This is a genomic window from uncultured Arthrobacter sp. (genome assembly GCF_947493765.1).
Lineage (GTDB): Bacteria > Actinomycetota > Actinomycetes > Actinomycetales > Micrococcaceae > Arthrobacter_D.
On record NZ_CANLSZ010000003.1, the window covers coordinates 213,336 to 231,188 of the forward strand.

The window sequence follows — 17,853 nt, forward strand, 5'->3', positions numbered from 1 at the left end:
CCGATGATCGGCGACGGACGACGCCGGGATGCGTCCGGGAGGGGTGGTCCGGCCTGTGCATCGGCGGCCCACGACGGTGTGGTGTCCGGGTCCGCGGGCGGTGGCCCCCGGAACGCGGGGAACGGGTCTGCCGGTGCCGTCCGGGACGGGCGCTGCCCGCGCCCGGACGCTCAGGAGCCGTTCGTTCCGGTCACGTTATCACGCCCGTCGCGCTCCGCGGAGGACCGCGCCGGTAGCCCAGAATCCGTGGCGGCATCCGTATCCGGGTCCGGGTCCGTCGCTGATCCGGTGGTTCCCGGCTCCCGCCCCGGCAGGTACACGGAGGGGTCGTCCCCGGGCCGACGGCGGACGAACAGGTACACGAGGATGCCGACCGCCACGAGGAGCACCGCGATGCTCGTCCAGACGTTCAGTCGCTGCGTGACGCCGAACAGCGTCACCAGCTCGGCGTCGTCGATCCTGAGTGTCTCGATCCAGACCCGGCCCAGGGTGTAGTAGGCCACGTACAGCCACACCATGCGTCCGCCGCGGAGGCGGAGCTTCCGGGCGAGCAGGAGCAGGAGCGCGACGCCGGCCAGATTCCAGAGGAGCTCGTAGAGGAAGGTGGGGTGGAACAGGGTCCCGGGGGCCTCGCCCGGCGGGAAGTTCGCGTTGTCCGCGTCGATCTCCAGGCCCCAGGGCAGGGTGGTGGGCGCACCGAACAGCTCCTGGTTGAACCAGTTGCCGATCCTGCCCACCGCCTGGGCCAGCAGGACACCGGGCGCCGCGGCGTCCGCGAAGGCGGAGAGCCTCACACCGGCCCTGCGCGCCCCGATCCAGGCGCCGACGGCGCCGAGGGCGATGGCGCCCCAGATGCCGAGGCCGCCCTGCCAGATCTGCGGGATGCGGGCGAGATCGCCCTGCGGACCGAAGTAGGCATCGGGAGAGGAGATGACGTGGTAGAGCCGACCGCCGACGATCCCGAAGGGGATCGCCCAGATCGCGATGTCCCACACCGTGTCCGCATGACCCCCGAAGGAGACGAAGCGCTTCTGCGTCAGGACCAGCGCGAGGATGATCCCGGCCAGGATGCACAGTGCGTACGCGTGGATGGTGACCGGCCCGAGGTCGAAACTGGCCCACTGCGCAGGTGGGCTCGGGATCGACGCCGCGATGGCGGCACCGATCACGGGTGACCGCCCGCGGAACCGTGCGCCGTGCCGGAGCTCAGCTCGCGGGTCAGCTCGGCGACGGCGTCCACACCGCCGTCGCGCAGGGCGGCCACGAGGGCGGTGCCGACGATCACGCCGTCGGCATAGGCGCCGATCTCGCGCACCTGGGCGGCGGTGGAGACCCCGAGGCCCACGCACACCCGCTCCGCGCCGGCCTCGTGGGCCGCCGCGACGACGGCCTCGGCTGCTGCCCCGACGGAGCTCCGCGCCCCGGTGACGCCCATCACCGACACGGCGTAGACGAACCCGCGGCTCGCCTCCACGGTGCTGCGCATCCGCTCCGGGGAGGTGGACGGCGCCACGAGGAACACGCGGTCCAGCCCCAGTTCCTCGGACACCTCGAGCCACTCGGAGGCCTCGTCGGGGATGAGGTCGGGCGTGATGAGTCCGGCACCGCCGGCCGCGGCGAGCCGCTCGGCGAACGCGCGGACCCCCATGCGCATCACGGGGTTCCAGTAGGTCATGACCAGGACGGCGGCATCGGTGCTGCGCGTGATGCCTTCCACGACGGCGAAGATCTCGGAGACCGTGAAGCCGTTGGACAGCGCCTCGACCGTGGCCTCCTGGATGACGCGGCCGTCCATCACCGGATCGGAGTAGGGGATGCCCACCTCGATCAGGTCCATGCCGTTGCGGGCCATGGCGATACCGGCGTCGATGGTGGTCTGCACGTCGGGGAAGCCTGCGGGCAGGTACCCGATCAGCGCCGCGCGGTTCTCACTGCGGGCCCGCTCGATCGCCGCGGCCGCACGGGAGCCGGTGGCTCCCGGTCCGGAGGACTGCACGGTGGACGTCACAGCTGCTCACCCTCTTCGGCGATCTCCTGCTCGGCGCTCTCGTCCGGGAGCAGATCGAAGTACCCTGCTGCGGTCGCCACGTCCTTGTCCCCGCGACCGGACAGATTGACCACGATCACCCTGTCCGCCGCCTGCTCGCCGGGCTCCAGACCGGCTGCGAGGCGCTGCCCGATCTTCATGGCTCCGGCGAGGGCGTGCGCCGTCTCGATGGCCGGGATGATCCCCTCGGTCCTGCAGAGGACGGTGAAGGCGTCCATGGCCTCCGCGTCCGTGATGGGCTCGTACTTCGCGCGTCCGATGTCGGCGAGAAAGGCGTGCTCCGGACCCACGCCGGGGTAGTCGAGACCGGCGGAGATCGAGTGCGACTCCATGGTCTGACCGTCCTGGTCCTGCATCAGGTAGGATCTGGCGCCGTGCAGCACGCCCGGCCGCCCGAGCGTGATCGTCGCGGCGTGGCGCCCGGTCTCGACGCCGTCCCCGCCGGCCTCGAAGCCGTAGAGGGCCACGTCCCGGTCGTCGAGGAAGCCGTGGAACATCCCGATGGCGTTCGAGCCGCCACCCACGCAGGCGCACACGGCGTCGGGCAGCCTGCCCGTCTGCTCCAGGATCTGCTCCCGCGTCTCCTCGCCGATGACCTCGTGGAAGTAGCGGACCATCGAGGGGAACGGGTGTGCTCCGGCCGCCGTGCCGAGCAGGTAGTGCGTCGTCTCCACATTGGCCACCCAGTCGCGCAGCGCGTCGTTGATGGCGTCCTTGAGCGTCTGCGACCCGGTGGTGACGGGGACCACCGTGGCGCCGAGCAACTGCATGCGCGCCACGTTCAGTGCCTGGCGCCGCGTGTCCTCCGCACCCATGTAGACCACGCACTCGAGCCCGAGGAGCGCCGCCGCCGTCGCGCTCGCGACGCCGTGCTGCCCGGCGCCCGTCTCGGCGATCACGCGGGTCTTGCCCATGCGCTTGGCGAGCAGGGCCTGGCCCAGCACGTTGTTGATCTTGTGGGAACCGGTGTGGTTCAGGTCCTCCCGCTTGAGGAAGACGCGCACTCCCCCGCAGTGCTCCGCGAAACGCTGGGCCTCGGTGAGCAGTGAGGGACGCCCGGCGTAGGTCTGGTTCAGCTCGGTGACCTGCGCCGTGAACTCGGGATCGGCCTTGGCCTTCTCGAACGTGTCCTGCAGTTCGTCGAGCGCAGCGATGAGGGATTCGGGCATCCAGCGTCCGCCGTAGGAGCCGAAGTAGGGCCCGGGGGCGTGGCGGAGGCTCTCGTCATGGCTGAGGAACGCCTCGGCCGTGCCGGAGTCGATGGCGTCCGCTGCTCCGGCGTCCGTGCCCTGACGGCCCGTGTCCTGGTGCATGTCGGTCATGACGGCCTTCCTGTCCTGTTGGTCCTGACCCGGCGGAGGAGTCCTCCGGGTCCCTGGTGACCGGATGTGCCCGGTCCGTGTGGTGTTGTGCTCCTGCCGGTCCCACCCCTGCCGGCACCTGTGCCCGGGAACCGCGCCGGGTGGGCGTCGCGCGGTCGGTCAGCGTGCCGCCGTGCCTGCTTCCCGCCAGGCCTGTCTGCCCGCCTCCCGGAACTCGCCGATGGTCGCCGCGGGGTCCTCCCCGCGCACGAGTGCCTCGCCGACCAGCACGGCATGGGCGCCGGCCGCGGCGTACGCGGCTACGTCGGCGGCTCCGCGCACCCCCGACTCGGCGATGACGACGGCACCCTCCGGCACGAGCTCCGCGAGTCCGGGGAAGACCGTCCGGTCCACCGCGAGGGTCTTCAGGTCACGGACGTTGACGCCGATGATCCTGGCTCCCGCGAGGGCGGCCCGGCGCACCTCGTCGGCGGTGTGGGTCTCCACGATCGCGCTCATGCCCAGCTCGTGGGTCAGGGCGAGGAACGAGGCCAGCTCCGCGTCCGAGAGCGCGGCGACGATGAGCAGGACCACGTCGGCGCCGTGTGCCCTGGCCTCCCAGATCTGGTACTCGTCGACCGTGAAGTCCTTGCGGAGGACCGGGATCCCGACCGCGCTGCGCACGGCGTCGAGATCGGCGAGCGATCCGCCGAAGCGGCGCTGCTCGGTGAGGACCGAGATGATGCTCGCGCCACCGCGTGCATAGCTGGCTGCGAGGGTGCCGGGGTCGGCGATCTCGGCCAGCACGCCCTTGGACGGACTGCTCCGCTTGACCTCGGCGATGACGGCGATGCCGCTGTCCTGTCCCCGGCGGAGTGCGGCGAGCCCGTCACGGGGAGCCGGTGCCGACCCGGCGGCGGCCCGGAGATCGGCGAGGGGAACGGCGCGGCGTCGTTCGGCGAGATCCTCGCGGACGCCCTCGATGATGTCGTCGAGGACCGTCATCTAGTGGCCGTTGTTCTTCAGTTTCGACCCGCCCACGCCGTAGCCGATCCTGCGCAGGACGAAGCCGACGAGCAGACCCACGAACATCACGCCGATGCCGACCCAGAACAGGAGGGTGCCGAAGTCGTTGTTGCCCTCGGTGCTCGCGAGGACGTAGGCGAAGGAGGAGACGGCCGCACCGGCCAGCATGATGAGCACGCAGGTCCAGGCAGCGGGGCTGTTTCCGTGTCCGATCGTTTCGTCTCCCTGCCGTGCGTGGTTCTCGGGCGTGTTGCGGGTCTGGGCCGTGTGAGTCTCGGATGCCATGAAAAATCTCCTTCGAACGGGTTGCACTCATTCTGCCATTGATGCACCGGACGGGCGGTACGGAGCGGGAGCGCGCTCCCGCTCAGCCGGTCGGGTCGTTGCCGCGCGAGAGCTCGTCCCAGCTGTCGATCTCGTCCGCGTGGGCCGTGCTGCCTCTGCCGGCCCTCGGGGGCGGTCCCGTGTCCTCGCCGGGGACCACGCCGGGCGGGATGTCCCCCGTGGAGGGTCGCGGAGCTGCGGGCGGGGTGCCGGGAGCGTGCGTCTCCGCACCCGCGCGGCGGGCGTAGCGTCGGTCGGTGCCCCAGTGCCGGCCGGCGAGGATCACCCACACGGCCGCGAGGACCAGCAGGAGGCCTGCGGCGACGGCGAGCCACGGCAGCATCGTGGCCTCGGACCCGGCCCCGGGCAGCCCACTGACGCCGATGGCCGTGCCGATGGCCGGCTCGGCCGCTGCCGCGGGGTCGAGAGCCACGCCCGCGCTCGAGAGGACGATCCCGAGACCGGAGAGCACGAGGATGACGGCGATGACCCAGCGCGCCACGCGTCCGGCGATGGACACGGCGATGGCGGCAGCCAGGGCCACGAGCGCGAACGCGGTGACGGGCGTGGCGGCGTCGCTGCCGGCGATCATGAGATCGGGGGTCTGTACGGCTTCCTGCGGCAGGCGTACCACGAGCCAGGTCTGCGTGGTGGACCCGAAGGCCACCAGCGCCAGGACCACGATGCCCAGGACCACCGAGCCCCGGCGCAGCAGACGGCCGGGAGGCCGGGAGTGCCGCTCCCGCGGGTCCGCCGGACGCCGGCTCACTGCACACCGGCCGTCCGGTGGGGCTCGGCGCGTCCGCCCCCGGCGGCAGCCGGGGCGGACGCCGGACGCAGGCCTGCTGCCGCGAGCACCGCACGCAGGGGCGCCGCCGCCTTGTTGACGGTCTCGAGGGCCTCGGCGTCGAGGACGGAGTCCGCCACGATACCGCCACCGGCCTGCACGTAGGCCGTGCCGTCCAGCAGCAGGGCCGAGCGGATGGCGATCGCAATGTCCATGTCGCCGGCGAAGTCGAGATAGCCGACCACTCCCCCGTAGATCCCGCGGCGGTGCGGCTCCACCTCGTCGATGAGGCGCAGGGCGCGGGGTTTCGGTGCGCCGGAGAGCGTGCCCGCGGGGAAGGTGGCGGCGAGGACGTCGTAGGCGCTCCTGCCGGGCGAGAGCCGGCCCACCACGGTGGACACGAGGTGCATGATGTGGCTGAACTTCTCCACCTCCATGAACTGCGTCACCTCGACACTGCCTGGTCGGCACACCTTGGACAGATCGTTGCGGGCGAGGTCCACGAGCATGAGGTGCTCGGCGTTCTCCTTCGTGTCGGCGCGGAGCTCGACGGCGAGCCGGCGGTCCTCGTCGGTGGTGCGGCCGCGCGGCCGCGACCCGGCGATCGGATGCGTGATGACCTCCCCTCCGGTGACCGTCACGAGGGCCTCGGGCGAGCTCCCCACGATCGAGTAGGGCCTGCCCCCGGCGTCCTCGAGGCTGAACAGGTACATGTAGGGGCTGGGATTGGTGGTGCGCAGGATCCGGTAGATGTCGAGCGCCGGGGCGTCGCACTCGATCTCGAAGCGCCGGCTGATGACCACCTGGAAGACGTCCCCGTCCAGGATGGCGCGCTTGCCGCGCTCGATGGCGGAGAGGTAGTCGGGGGCGAACCACGACTCGCGGACCCGGTCGGTCGCACCGTCCGCGTCCGCGGTCAGCACCGACACGGCGGGCTCCGCCGGCGCCACGAGCCTGGAGAGCATGGCCTCCACGCGCCCGACGGCGTCGTGCCAGGCCTCGTCGACGCGGTCGGCGGTCCCGTCGAAGTTGATCGCGTTCGCCACGAGGGTCAGTGTTCCCTCGGAGTTGTCGTGGATGGCCAGGTCGGAGACGAGGCACATGGCCAGTTCGGGGAGGAGGAGATCGTCCTCGGGCGGACTGGTCAGCTTCTCCCAGTGCCTCACGGCCTCCCAGCCGACGAAGCCGACCATGCCGGAGGTGAAAGGGGGCAGGTCCTCGAAGCGGTCCGTGCGCAGCGCCTCGACCGTGCGCCGCAGGGCCTCCACGGGATCGCCGTCCACCGGCACTCCCGCCGGGGGCTCGCCCAGCCAGTGCGCCTGGCCGTCGCGCGTGGTCAGGGTGGCGCGGGAGTGCGACCCGATGAAGGAGTAGCGCGACCAGACGCCTCCGACGGCCGCGGACTCCATGAGGAAGGTCCCGGGCTGGGACGCAGCGAGCCTGCGGTAGACACCGATCGGCGTCAGTGCGTCCGCGAGCACCACCTGGCGCACGGGGACCACGCGGCGTGTCCTCGCGAGCTCACGGAACTCCTCGAGCGTGGGGCTGATGGTTCCCAGCTGCCGCATCGGGTCAGGCTCCTTCACTGTCGAGTTCACCGGTGAGTTCACTGTCGAGTTCACCGGTGAGTTCACTGTCGAGTTCACCGGTGAGTTCACTGTCGAGTTCACTATTGAGTTCACTGTTGAGTACGCTGTCGGATCCACTGTTCGACGTACTCCCGGGGCGCTCGGCCCGCACCGCGGGGAGGGCGCGGCCGTCGAAGCAGGTCCGCGTGCCGGTGTGGCAGGCGGCGCCCTCCTGGTCCACCGTGACCAGCAGGGCATCGCCGTCGCAGTCCAGGGCCACGTCCCGGACCCACTGGCGGTGCCCGGAGGTGTCACCCTTGCGCCAGTACTCGGACCGGGAACGCGAGTAGAACGTCACGCGGCCGCTGGTCAGGGTGCGCCGGAGCGCCTCCTCGTCCATCCAGCCGAGCATCAGCACCTCGCGGGTGTCGAACTGCTGCACGACGGCGGCGACGAGTCCGGCGTCGTCCTTCCGCAGGAGCGCGGCGACGGCCGGGTCGAGGTGCTCCCCGCCCGCCTTCCCGTGCGTGATCGGGGCGGGGTTCGGTGGAGGGGGCATCGAGGAGGACATCACGCCCAATTCTAGGGCCGTCGCCGGGACGCCGGTGCGCGCCCTGCGCCGCGCCGGTGCAGCGTGCTAGTTTCAGCAGTGATGCGCTACGTAATCCCGTCCCGTGAGGTCCTGGCCGAGACGCTGCTGGCAGCCGGCCCCGACGCCCCCACCCTGTGCGAGGGGTGGACCACCCGCGAGCTGGCGGCCCATCTGTATCTGCGCGAGCACCGTCCGGCGCTCGGCGTCGGCATGGTGGTGAAGAAGCTCGCGGCCGTGACGGAGCGCGCCACCTTCGAGACCGCCGAGCGCGCTGGGTCCCCGGCCGGCTACACGGCCCTCGTGAAGCGGTTCGTCGCCGGACCGCCGGCCCTGTCGCCCATGCGCATCCCGATGGTGGATCGCAGCGCCAATCTCATCGAGTACTTCGTGCACACCGAGGACGTCCGGCGCGCCACGAGCCGCTGGGCGCCGCGGGCCCTGGACGACGAGTACGCCGACGCGCTGTGGGACGAGCTGATCAAGCGCGCCGCGATCATGTACCGGGGTGCCGACGTGGGGATCGTCCTGGTCCGCCCGAACGGTCCGCGGCACGTGGCCAAGCGGGCGCCGGTCTCGGTGGCGATCGTCGGCGAGCCCGGGGAACTGGTCATGCACGCCCACGGGCGCCGCGCCCAGGCGCTGGTGACCTTCGAGGGCCAGCCGGACGCCGTCGCACTGCTCGAGAGCGCCGACATCGGTCTCTGACGCAGCACCCTGAGTGGCAGCGCCCGCCCCGGCGCTCTGCAGACCCTGACGGTCAGCGGACCCTGACGGTCAGCGGACCCTGACGATCAGCGGACCGGGAAACCTGCCTCGCGGATGGCCGCCTTGACCCGGGCTATCGCATCCGGTGCGCCGAAGTGGAAGACGGAGGCCGCGAGCACGGCGTCCGCACCTGCCTGGACCGCCGGGGGGAAGTGCTCGGGGCTGCCGGCTCCCCCGGAGGCGATCAGCGGCACGTCGACCGCGGCGCGTGCGGCGCGGATCAGCTCCAGATCGAAGCCCTCCTTGGTCCCGTCGGCGTCGATGGAGTTCAGCAGGATCTCCCCGACACCGCGGTCGGCGGCCTCCCGGGCCCACGCGACGGCGTCGATCCTGGTACCCCTGCGGCCGCCGTGCGTGGTCACCTCGAAGCCCGACGGTGTGCTGCCGTCCCTGGTCCGGCGTGCGTCCAGCGAGAGCACGAGCACCTGGGCGCCGAAGTGGGCGGTGATCTCGTCGATGATGGCCGGGCGGGCGACGGCGGCCGTGTTGATGGAGGCCTTGTCCGCGCCGTGGCGCAGGAGGCGGTCCACGTCGGAGAGTTCGCGGACTCCCCCGCCCACCGTGAGCGGGATGAAGACCTCCTCCGCGGTGCGGGCGACGACGTCGAAGGTCGTCTCCCGGTTCCCCGAGGACGCGGTGACGTCGAGGAACGTGAGTTCGTCCGCCCCTCCCCGGTCATAGCGGTGCGCGAGCTCCACCGGATCGCCGGCGTCGCGGAGCCCCTCGAATCTAATGCCCTTCACCACGCGTCCTGCGTCGACGTCCAGGCACGGGATCACACGGATGGCGACGGTCATGACGCCTCCCCTAGATCCGGCACGCGTGGATGCTGCTCACCAGGATGGCGCGGGCGCCTAGCTCGTAGAGCTCGTCCATGATCCGGTTGGTCCGGTTCCGCCGGACCATCGAGCGCACGGCCACCCAGTCGGAGTCGCGCAGCGGCGAGACCGTGGGCGACTCGAGCCCCGGCGTCAGGGCCGCGGCCGCCTCGACGAGGTCGGTGCGGATGTCGTAGTCCATCATCACGTACTGGCGCGCCACGAGGACACCCTGCAGGCGGCGCAGCAGCACCTCGAGTCCGGCGGGCGCCTCCACGCCCGAGCGGACGATCAGCACGGCCTCGCTCTCGAGGATCGGCTCGCCGAAGACCTCCATCCCGGCCGCGCGCAGCGTGGTGCCCGTCTCGACGACGTCGGCGATGGCGTCCGCCACACCGAGGCGCACGGACGACTCCACGGCGCCGTCCAGCCGCACCACCGTCGCGGAGATGTCCCGCTCCCGCAGGTAGTCGTTCAGGAGGCATTCGAAGCTGGTCGCGATGCGCTTGCCCGCGAGCTCCTCCAGCGACGAGAAGTGGCCGGCGGGACCGGCGAAGCGGAAGGTGGATGCTGCGAAGCCGAGCTGCAGACGCTCCTCGGCGGCGACCTGCGCGTCGAGGAGGAGATCGCGGCCGGTGATCCCCACCTCGAGGGTTCCCGAGCCCACGTACACGGCGATGTCGCGGGGTCGGAGGAAGAAGAACTCGATCTCGTTCTCGGGGTCCACGAGGACGAGTTCACGGGAATCACGGCGCTGCCGGTACCCGGCTTCGGCGAGCATGGACGAGGCGGCCTCGGAGAGGGCGCCCTTGTTGGGGACTGCTACACGGAGCATGGGGGTCTTTCATTCGGGACGGGAGGGGAGGAGCGCGGGCCGGCTGCGGCTACAGATGCCTGTAGACGTCCTCGGGGCTCAGACCCTTGGCGATCATGAGCACCTGCAGGTGGTAGAGCAGCTGGGAGATCTCCTCCGCGGTGTTCTCGGTGGTCTCGTACTCGGCCGCCATCCACACCTCGGCGGCCTCCTCGACGATCTTCTTGCCGATGCCGTGGACGCCGGCGTCGAGCTCGGCCACGGTGCGCGACCCGGCGGGACGGTCGACGGCCTTCGCGCTGAGCTCCCCGAACAGGGAATCAAAGGTTTTCACGCTTCTAGGCTATCGGCTCGCAGGTGCCCGGACCGCACCCGGGGGGCCCGCTGTGACGCAGGCCCCCTCACCGCTCCCACCGGCGCAGGAGGGCCGCCGTCGCGAGTGCCGCGGTCACCGCTTCGTGTCCCTTGTCCTCGGAGGAGCCGGGCAGCCCTGCCCGGTCGAGGCCCTGCTGCTCGGTGTCGCAGGTCAGCACCCCGAATCCGATCGGCACTCCGGTCCTGACGCTCACCTCCGTGAGGCCCGACGTCGCGGCCTGGCAGACGTAGTCGAAATGCGGTGTCCCGCCGCGGATCACGACGCCGAGGGCGGCGACCGCGTCGACGTGCGGAGCGAGCCGGGCCGCGGCCACGGGGAGTTCGAAGCTGCCGGGCACGCGGAGCTGCGTCACCGCGACTCCTGCCTCGGCCGCCGCGCGGAGGGCGCCCCCCAGGAGCCCGTCCATGATCTGCGTGTGCCAGCTCGCTGCGATGACCGCCAGGCGCAGCGGTTCACCCGCTCCCGCCTGCACCGTGCTGAGGTCGATGGTGGGTGCTCCGTGGCCGCTCATGGTTCTCCTTCGTGTGCTGGTACTCGACTGGTTCGAACGCTCATCCAACCGGGTGACTCGTGATGCTCGGGGTGTCGGGGTGTGTCGGGGGTGTCGGTGCTGACCTGTGCCTACGTGTCAGGCTTCCCGGGCTGCGCCCCACCGACGAACGCGACGAGGTCCTCGATGGAGACGAGGGGCAGGCCGTACTCGTCCGCGAAGCGGCGGAGGGCGGGCAGGCGCATCATGTCGCCGTCGTCGTGCACGAGCTCCGCGATCACGGCGGCGGGCTGCTTGCCGGCGAGGACGCTCAGCTCGACGCCCGCCTCGGTGTGGCCGGGACGCTGCCGGACCCCGCCGGGCGCGGCCCGGAGCGGGAACACGTGACCGGGACGGGTGAGTTCGGCGGGGCCGCTGGACGGGTCCGCGAGTACGCGGGCGGTGAGCGCCCGGTCGGCGGCGCTGATCCCGGTACTGACGCCGACGGCCGCATCGCACGAGACGGTGTACGCGGTCCCCTTCGCGTCCTCGTTGACCGCCGTCATGGGCGGCAGCAGCAGGCGGTCCGCGTCGACGTCCCGGAGCGGCACGCAGAGCACTCCCGACGACCAGCGGACCGTCCACGCGACGAGCTCGCGCGTCGCGTCCTCCGCCGCGAAGACGATGTCGCCCTCGTTCTCGCGGTCCTCGTCGTCCACCACGACGACGGCGCGGCCGTCCCGGATGGCGGCGACGGCGGCGGGGATGGGATCGAGCCGGACGGCCGTCCCCTCGGTCACGGCGCATCCCGTTCGGTGGTCGCGGGTGCGTCGACCGCCATGAAGCCCAGGAGCCGCTCGGCGTACTTGGCCAGGACGTCCATCTCGAGATTCACGGGATCACCCACCGCCCTCGCACCGAGCCCGGTCTCCCGGAGCGTGGTGGGGATCAGCCCCACCTCGAACCACTGCTGCGGCTCCTCCAGAGGGCTGACCGCGGTCACGGTCAGGGACACGCCGTCGATCGCCACGGAGCCCTTCTCCGCGGCGTAGCGGCCCAGCGTGGACGGCAGGCCGAAGCGGAGCCGGTGCCACGCCCCCAGGTCCTCGCGCTCCAGCAGCACACCGATGCCGTCCACATGGCCCTGGACCACGTGCCCGTCGAGCCGACCGCCGGCCGGGACGCACCGTTCGAGATTGACCGGGGCGCCGGGCTGCAGTGCGCCGGTCGTGGTGCGTCGGAGGGTCTCGCCCATGACGTCGACTCCCACGCGCGGGCCGTCGAGGGTCACGGCGGTGAGGCAGACCCCGTTGACGGCGATCGAGGCCCCGGGTGCGAGGTCCTGGCCCGTGGCCGGAGCCTCGACCACGAGGAGGCCGCTCTCGCCGTCGTCGGCGAGGTCGAGGGAGACGACACTGCCCTGTTCGGACACGATTCCTGTGAACACTGGTACTTCCTTCGGTGGACGGGGCTGGCGGGGAGGTCAGGAGCCGGGCGGGCCCGGGGGGCGCAGGTGGAGCCGGGTGTCCGGTCCGAGCTGGAGCAGCCGCGGCCCTCCGGCGTCGTCGGGGATCCAGCGGTGGCCGTCCGCGAGCGACACCACGCCGAGGTCGGGGAACGCCGGCGCACCGTCCCCGAGGATCAGCGGGGCCACGTACGAGAACAGTTCGTCCACGGCTCCGGCCCGCAGGAAGGCGGAGGTGATCCGCGGACCGCCCTCCACCAGGAGGTGCCGCACGCCCTGCTCGTACAGCGTGTCGAGTGCGGCCCGGACGTCGCGGGTGGCCAGCCGGACGAAGCCCGGTCCGCGCATCGCGGCGCGCTCCGGCACGGGTGTCATGCCCATCACGACCCGCAGCGCCGAGCGCCCGCGTGGCTCGGACTCGGCGTCGGGTCGGCGTGCCGTCAGGCGTGGGTCGTCGGCCAGGACCGTGCCGCTGCCCACGAGGACGGCGTCGGCCAGCCGGCGCAGCCGGTGCCCGTCCTCGCGTGCCCGGTCGCCGGTGATCCACTGGCTGGAGCCGTCCGGAGCGGCGACCCGACCGTCGAGCGACTGGGCCGACTTCGCGGTGACGAACGGGCGGCGCTCCGCCAGGGCTCCGGTCCATCGTTCGTTGAGGGCGCGCGCCGCCGCCGCGCCGGGCCCACCGACGCACTCGACACCGGCCTCGCGCAGGTGCTGCGCGCCACCCGCGGCCACGCCGTGGACGTCGGCCACCGCGTAGACCACCCGCCGCACCCCTGCCTCGCGCAGCACCTGCGTGCACGGCGCCGTCCGGCCGGTGTGATTGCACGGCTCGAGCGTCACCACCACGGTGGAGCCGCGAGGATCGTTACCGCGGCGCAGTGTGTCGGTCAGGGCGGCGGGCTCGGCGTGCGGTGTCCCGGCGCCGCGGTGGTACCCCTCCCCCAGGATCCGCCCGTCGGCGGACAGCACGACGGCGCCCACCAGCGGGTTGGCGCCCCTCACGCCGAGGGCGGCCAGCTCGAGGGCGCGCTCCATGGCTGCGTGCTCCTGCCCGCTGGCCTCCGGCCCGCTGGGGTCCGGCACGGTGCCGGTCGGCGTCGCGCTCATCGCAGGGTCGGATCGGGCAGGAGGGCCTCGACGCTCGGCTTGGCGGAGCGCTGTGCGCGGGCCCAGACGACGAAGCCGACGAGGGTGAACCCGCCGTAGAACACGTACATGAAGGCGCTCGCGTAGTACCCGGCGCTGAAGAGCAGGGGTACGCCCACGAGGTCCACGGCCACCCATACGAGCCAGAACTCCACCCACCCCTTGGCCATGCCGTAGGTGGCCAGGAGGGAGCCCACGAAGGTCCAGGCATCGGCCCAGACCGGCTCGTAGGAGCCGAGCGCGCGGAAGACCGGGGTGAGGGCGAGGGTGCCTGCGATCATGACGACCACCATGCCGAGACGTATGCGCGTGCCCGCCCACTGCGGGGTGACGGCCTGGCCACCGCTGCGCCGGCTGAGCTGCCACTGCCGCCAGCCGTAGACGGACACGATGATGAACATGAGCTGCCGTCCGGCCTGGCCGAGCAGATTGGCGGCTCCGACCCCACCGAAGAGGGAGCCGAGGAAGACGGTCAGGAGCAGCACGTTGCCGATGATGCCCACGGGCCATGCCCAGATGCGGCGCCGCATGCCACCGAGGGCACTGAGCAGCCCGAAGATGTTGCCCGTCACCTCACGGACCAGGAGGGAACCGCCACCCACGGGAATGCGTGCCTCGAACAGCCACTGCAGGAAATCCATGCCGATCCTTCGTCATCACGACGACTCCGGGCGATGGCAGCGCCGGACACGGCAGGCACCAGCCGTGCCTGGACCGCGTCCTGGCCGCCGACAGTGAAACCGGCAGCGGCAGGACCCTGCTGTTCGTGCTTCTCCCATCCAGACTTTGACTGTCGGTCCCGGAATTCCACCGGCTCAACCGATCCCGTTCCGCGGGTGCGGAACGAGGAGCGGGTCGCGGACTATCACCGCCGGTTCGGAATTACACCGACCCCGGAGCACGTACTGGGTCAATTCTGACACAGCCGGGCGGCGGTCGCCGCTGACCCGCTCCGATTCCTCCGGCAGCGATCACCGGAACCAGCAACGATCACCGGAACCAGCAACTGAGCCACGAGCACCGGGCCAGCGATCACCGGTGTCGGGTCGATCGACCGACACCGGTACGGGGGCGGGTCAGCCCTCGCTCGCCGGTGCGGCGCCTGTCGCCGGTGCGGTGCCGGTCTTCGGCCTCGCGTCCACGCCCGCCTCCCTGCGCTGCTGGGCCGTGATCGGCGCCGGAGCGCTGGTCAGCGGGTCGTAGCCGCCTCCGGACTTGGGGAACGCGATGACGTCGCGGATCGAGTCGGTCCCGGCGAGCAACGACACCACGCGGTCCCATCCCAGGGCTATGCCGCCGTGCGGGGGTGCACCGTACTTGAACCCCTCGAGCAGGAAGCCGAACTTCTCCTCCGCCTCCTCGGCACCGAGGCCCATGACGGCGAAGACCCGCTCCTGCACGTCCCGGCGATGGATCCGGATGGATCCTCCACCGAGTTCGTTGCCGTTGCAGACGATGTCGTACGCGAATGCCAGGGCGTTCTCGGGATCCGTGTCGAAGGTGTCGAGGAATTCCGGCTTCGGGGAGGTGAAGGCGTGGTGGACCGCCGTCCACGCTCCAGCTCCGACGGCAACATCCCCCGCCGCCACTGCGGCCGACGCCGGTTCGAACATGGGGGCATCCACCACCCAGACGAAGGCCCAGGCATTCTCGTCGATGAGGCCGGTGCGCCGGCCGATCTCGACGCGGGCGGCACCCAGGATGGCACGTGAGGACACGCGGTCGCCGGCGGCGAAGAAGATGCAGTCGCCCGGGGCGGCACCGACGGCGCCCGCGAGGCCCTCCCGCTCCCCGTCGGTCAGGTTCTTGGCGACCGGTCCGCGCAGGCTGCCGTCGTCGTCGATCAGGACGTACGCCAGTCCCTTGGCACCTCGCTGCTTGGCCCACTCCTGCCAGGCGTCGAGCTGGCGCCGCGGCTGTGCTGCGCCTCCGGGCATCACCACGGCGCCCACGTAGGGCGCCTTGAACACACCGAATTCGGTGTCCCTGAAGAACTCCGTCAGTTCCGTGAGCTCCAGGCCGAAGCGCAGGTCCGGCTTGTCGGAGCCGTACCTGGCCATCGCCTCCCCGTAGGTCATGCGGCGGATGGGCAGGGGGATCTCCACGTCGATCAGTCGCCACAGGGCGGCGACGAGCTGCTCGCCGAGGGCGATGATGTCGTCCTCCTCCACGAAGCTCGCCTCGATGTCGAGCTGGGTGAACTCGGGCTGGCGGTCCGCGCGGAAGTCCTCGTCGCGATAGCAGCGCGCCAGCTGGTAGTACTTCTCGAACCCGCCGACCTGCAGGAGCTGCTTGAACAGCTGGGGCGACTGCGGCAGGGCGTACCAGGAGCCCGGCGCCAGCCGCGCGGGCACGAGGAAGTCACGGGCACCCTCGGGGGTGGACCGGGTCAGCGTGGGGGTCTCGATCTCCACGAAACCGTCGCGGTGCAGCAGTTCGCGGGCCACCCGGCTGGCCTCGGAGCGGAGCCGCAGGTTGGCCTGGGGGCCGGGCCGGCGCAGATCGAGGTAGCGGTGGCGCAGGCGCGCCTCCTCACCCACCTCCACGTGCTCGTCGATCTGGAACGGCAGCGGATCCGAGGTGTTGAGGATGGTGACGGTGTCCGCGACGACCTCGACGGCCCCGGTGGGAAGGGCGGGGTTCTCGTTGCCCTCGGGTCGCTGCTGCACGGTCCCGACGATCTGCAGGACGTACTCGTTGCGCAGTGCCGAGAACACCTCCTCCTCGCGGACCACCACCTGCGCCACCCCGGAGGCGTCCCTGAGGTCGACGAACGCCACACCGCCGTGGTCCCGACGGCGTGCCACCCACCCGGCGAGGGTGATGGTTTGTCCTACGTGCTCGGGCCGAAGCGAACCGAGTTCATGCGTGCGGAGCACAGCATTCCTTCCCACAGATGTAACGGATGGCTGGCAGGTGGTTGAGGCACCCACCTAGAGTTGGGTCAAGCGCGACCAACGTTACCGGTCGTGTCCGGACCATCCTGACAGGCGCCCTGCAGTACCCGTACCACTGCGCGACGCCGCTGGTCCCGCGGGTTCCGATCCGAGGAGGAGCATGTCGTCGCCACCGGAAGCACGCCGGCCCCTCGGGGGCTTCGATGCGACGACCGTGGGGGTCGGCTCGATGGTCGGTGCGGGCGCCTTCGTGGTGTTCGCCCCGGCGGGCGCCGCGGCCGGCGTGCTCCTGCCCCTGGCGGTGGTCGTCGCGGGCTTCGTCGCCTACACCAACGCGGCGGCCATGGCCCTCCTCGCGGGGGGACTGCCCGCGGACGGGGCGGTGGACGGGCGCGAACAGCTCGGTTCGTGGCCGGGCTTCCTCGCCGGGTGGGCGCAGCTCACCGGCCGCCTGGCCGCCTGCGCGGCGGTGGCCCTCACGACAGGGCTGTACGCCGCTCCCGGCAGTGCGGGGAGCGCGGCGGTCGCCGCTGTCGCCGTGACCACGCTCCCGGCCCTCCTCGGGGTGACCCGCTCGGCGACGCTCACCCGGGCTGTCATTTCCCTCGTCATCCCGGTGCTCGCCTTCGCGATCGTGGTCGGGTTGACCTCCCCGGCGTACTCCGCGGCGATCGGTGGCGGACCGGGCGCGACGCCCGGGGTCGGCGGCGTGCTGCAGGGCGCCGGTCTGCTCGTCTTCGCCTACGCCGGGTACGGACGAAGCGCCACGCTGGGTCACGGTGTCCGTGAACCCCGTCGCAACATCCCGGCGGTCGTCCTGGGAGCCCTCGGCGTGACGCTGGGCCTGTACGTCCTGCTGTCGTTCTCCCTGCTGAGGTCGCTGGGACCGATCATGCTGGCGGAGACCACTGTCCCGCTCCGCGAGCTGATCCGCGGGGCCACCGGGGCCGGATCCGCGGGCGTCCTCGGAGCCGTGATCACCGGCGCGGCGGTGCTGGCCGGTCTCGGCGGGCTGGTGTCCCTCACCGCGGGGCTGGGAGGCAGGGCCCTCGCGCTGTCCCGGCGGGGGGAGCTGCCGGAGACGTTCTCCCGGGTCTCCATCCGCTACCGGGCGCCCTGGGTGTCGATCCTCGGTGCCGCCGCCGTCGTGGTGGTCCTCCTGCTCACGGTCCAGCTACCCACCCTCATCGGGTGCGCAGCGTTCGGCGTGCTCGTGCACGGTGCGATCGTCGGGATCGCCGCGCTCAGGGTCGAGGACAGGCGATGGTTCGCTCCGCGCTGGCTCAACGCGGTGGGCGCGGCCGGTTGCCTCGCGCTGGCCCTGGCACTGCCGTGGGGGTCGGTGCTCGGCATGCTCACGGTGCTCGCTGCCGGTGCCGTGCTGCGCGGTATCTCCTCGCGCCGGCACCGCTGAACCGGGTGAGCCCCACCTCCGGTTCGGGTCCCTGCGGGCAG

General features: G+C 71.7%; 18 protein-coding genes, 1 pseudogene and 1 riboswitch. Of the genes and pseudogenes, 2 read left to right on the forward strand and 17 right to left on the reverse strand.

Annotated elements, in window-relative coordinates:
• Positions 1-170: 170 nt before the first annotated feature.
• From lgt to hisI, 8 genes and pseudogenes are all read right to left on the reverse strand, one after another.
• Positions 171-1,169, reverse strand: a complete 999-nt coding sequence (lgt, locus tag Q0747_RS06115) for a prolipoprotein diacylglyceryl transferase (protein ID WP_298252633.1) — start codon at positions 1,167-1,169, stop codon at positions 171-173.
• Complete coding sequence (trpA, locus tag Q0747_RS06120; RefSeq protein WP_298252635.1) at positions 1,166-2,008, reverse strand: tryptophan synthase subunit alpha; 843 nt, start codon at positions 2,006-2,008, stop codon at positions 1,166-1,168. The genes lgt and trpA overlap by 4 nt, the downstream gene beginning before the upstream one ends.
• On the reverse strand, positions 2,005-3,360 hold the full coding sequence (gene trpB / locus Q0747_RS06125; RefSeq protein ID WP_298253053.1) for a tryptophan synthase subunit beta: 1,356 nt from the start codon (positions 3,358-3,360) through the stop codon (positions 2,005-2,007). Before trpB ends, trpA begins: the two co-directional genes overlap by 4 nt.
• A 168-nt stretch (positions 3,361-3,528) precedes the next feature.
• Positions 3,529-4,353 carry an indole-3-glycerol phosphate synthase TrpC gene (gene trpC, locus Q0747_RS06130; protein ID WP_298252637.1) on the reverse strand — a complete coding sequence of 275 codons (825 nt, stop codon included), beginning with the start codon at positions 4,351-4,353 and terminating at the stop codon, positions 3,529-3,531.
• Complete coding sequence (locus Q0747_RS06135; RefSeq protein WP_298252639.1) at positions 4,354-4,659, reverse strand: HGxxPAAW family protein; 306 nt, start codon at positions 4,657-4,659, stop codon at positions 4,354-4,356.
• Positions 4,660-4,741: 82 nt separating this feature from the next.
• Positions 4,742-5,467 carry a Trp biosynthesis-associated membrane protein gene (locus Q0747_RS06140; RefSeq protein ID WP_298252641.1) on the reverse strand — a complete coding sequence of 242 codons (726 nt, stop codon included), beginning with the start codon at positions 5,465-5,467 and terminating at the stop codon, positions 4,742-4,744.
• A complete protein-coding gene (locus tag Q0747_RS06145) occupies positions 5,464-7,053 on the reverse strand; it encodes an anthranilate synthase component I (protein WP_298252643.1) in 1,590 nt (529 codons plus the stop codon). Before Q0747_RS06145 ends, Q0747_RS06140 begins: the two co-directional genes overlap by 4 nt.
• A gap of 175 nt (positions 7,054-7,228) precedes the next feature.
• Positions 7,229-7,612: pseudogene (gene hisI, locus Q0747_RS06150) on the reverse strand (phosphoribosyl-AMP cyclohydrolase); the annotation flags it as partial.
• Between the two features lie 93 nt (positions 7,613-7,705).
• On the opposite strand from hisI, the gene Q0747_RS06155 reads away from it, so the two are divergent.
• Complete coding sequence (locus Q0747_RS06155; RefSeq protein ID WP_298252645.1) at positions 7,706-8,350, forward strand: TIGR03085 family metal-binding protein; 645 nt, start codon at positions 7,706-7,708, stop codon at positions 8,348-8,350.
• Between the two features lie 86 nt (positions 8,351-8,436).
• Here the strand turns inward: Q0747_RS06155 and hisF are convergent, their stop codons facing one another.
• The 9 genes from hisF to aspS form a co-directional block, all read right to left on the reverse strand.
• A complete protein-coding gene (gene hisF / locus Q0747_RS06160) occupies positions 8,437-9,207 on the reverse strand; it encodes an imidazole glycerol phosphate synthase subunit HisF (protein WP_298252647.1) in 771 nt (256 codons plus the stop codon).
• Positions 9,208-9,217: 10 nt separating this feature from the next.
• Complete coding sequence (gene hisG / locus Q0747_RS06165) at positions 9,218-10,063, reverse strand: ATP phosphoribosyltransferase (protein WP_298252649.1); 846 nt, start codon at positions 10,061-10,063, stop codon at positions 9,218-9,220.
• Positions 10,064-10,112: 49 nt separating this feature from the next.
• Positions 10,113-10,376, reverse strand: coding sequence for a phosphoribosyl-ATP diphosphatase (locus tag Q0747_RS06170; RefSeq protein WP_148601157.1), 264 nt, complete (start codon positions 10,374-10,376; stop codon positions 10,113-10,115).
• Between the two features lie 67 nt (positions 10,377-10,443).
• Complete coding sequence (ribH, locus tag Q0747_RS06175; protein ID WP_298252653.1) at positions 10,444-10,929, reverse strand: 6,7-dimethyl-8-ribityllumazine synthase; 486 nt, start codon at positions 10,927-10,929, stop codon at positions 10,444-10,446.
• Between the two features lie 110 nt (positions 10,930-11,039).
• Positions 11,040-11,687 carry a 3,4-dihydroxy-2-butanone-4-phosphate synthase gene (ribB, locus tag Q0747_RS06180; protein WP_298252655.1) on the reverse strand — a complete coding sequence of 216 codons (648 nt, stop codon included), beginning with the start codon at positions 11,685-11,687 and terminating at the stop codon, positions 11,040-11,042.
• On the reverse strand, positions 11,684-12,334 hold the full coding sequence (locus Q0747_RS06185) for a riboflavin synthase (protein WP_298252657.1): 651 nt from the start codon (positions 12,332-12,334) through the stop codon (positions 11,684-11,686). Before Q0747_RS06185 ends, ribB begins: the two co-directional genes overlap by 4 nt.
• Positions 12,335-12,370: 36 nt before the next feature.
• A complete protein-coding gene (gene ribD, locus Q0747_RS06190) occupies positions 12,371-13,462 on the reverse strand; it encodes a bifunctional diaminohydroxyphosphoribosylaminopyrimidine deaminase/5-amino-6-(5-phosphoribosylamino)uracil reductase RibD (RefSeq protein ID WP_298252659.1) in 1,092 nt (363 codons plus the stop codon).
• Positions 13,459-14,142, reverse strand: coding sequence for a nicotinamide riboside transporter PnuC (pnuC, locus tag Q0747_RS06195; protein WP_298252661.1), 684 nt, complete (start codon positions 14,140-14,142; stop codon positions 13,459-13,461). Before pnuC ends, ribD begins: the two co-directional genes overlap by 4 nt.
• 122 nt (positions 14,143-14,264) lie before the next feature.
• Positions 14,265-14,406: riboswitch (FMN riboswitch) on the reverse strand.
• A 171-nt stretch (positions 14,407-14,577) separates the two neighbouring features.
• Complete coding sequence (aspS, locus tag Q0747_RS06200) at positions 14,578-16,380, reverse strand: aspartate--tRNA ligase (protein ID WP_298252663.1); 1,803 nt, start codon at positions 16,378-16,380, stop codon at positions 14,578-14,580.
• A 178-nt stretch (positions 16,381-16,558) separates the two neighbouring features.
• Here aspS and Q0747_RS06205 point away from each other — a divergent pair, with 178 nt between their 5' ends.
• The gene (locus Q0747_RS06205; protein ID WP_298252665.1) at positions 16,559-17,812 is read left to right on the forward strand and encodes an APC family permease; all 1,254 of its coding nucleotides are present in this window, start codon (positions 16,559-16,561) and stop codon (positions 17,810-17,812) included.
• The last annotated feature ends 41 nt before the right edge of the window (positions 17,813-17,853 follow it).

Bases quoted from the DNA above. Each gene is read 5' to 3' on its own strand.
- Q0747_RS06205 (WP_298252665.1), top strand. From the start codon at position 16,559: ATGTCGTCGCCACCGGAAGCACGCCGGCCCCTCGGGGGCTTCGATGCG.
- pnuC (WP_298252661.1), bottom strand. From the start codon at position 14,142: ATGGATTTCCTGCAGTGGCTGTTCGAGGCACGCATTCCCGTGGGTGGC.
- trpC (WP_298252637.1), bottom strand. From the start codon at position 4,353: ATGACGGTCCTCGACGACATCATCGAGGGCGTCCGCGAGGATCTCGCC.
- Q0747_RS06135 (WP_298252639.1), bottom strand. From the start codon at position 4,659: ATGGCATCCGAGACTCACACGGCCCAGACCCGCAACACGCCCGAGAAC.
- Q0747_RS06145 (WP_298252643.1), bottom strand. From the start codon at position 7,053: ATGCGGCAGCTGGGAACCATCAGCCCCACGCTCGAGGAGTTCCGTGAG.
- hisG (WP_298252649.1), bottom strand. From the start codon at position 10,063: ATGCTCCGTGTAGCAGTCCCCAACAAGGGCGCCCTCTCCGAGGCCGCC.
- Q0747_RS06155 (WP_298252645.1), top strand. From the start codon at position 7,706: ATGCGCTACGTAATCCCGTCCCGTGAGGTCCTGGCCGAGACGCTGCTG.
- trpB (WP_298253053.1), bottom strand. From the start codon at position 3,360: ATGCACCAGGACACGGGCCGTCAGGGCACGGACGCCGGAGCAGCGGAC.
- hisF (WP_298252647.1), bottom strand. From the start codon at position 9,207: ATGACCGTCGCCATCCGTGTGATCCCGTGCCTGGACGTCGACGCAGGA.
- ribH (WP_298252653.1), bottom strand. From the start codon at position 10,929: ATGAGCGGCCACGGAGCACCCACCATCGACCTCAGCACGGTGCAGGCG.
- ribD (WP_298252659.1), bottom strand. From the start codon at position 13,462: ATGAGCGCGACGCCGACCGGCACCGTGCCGGACCCCAGCGGGCCGGAG.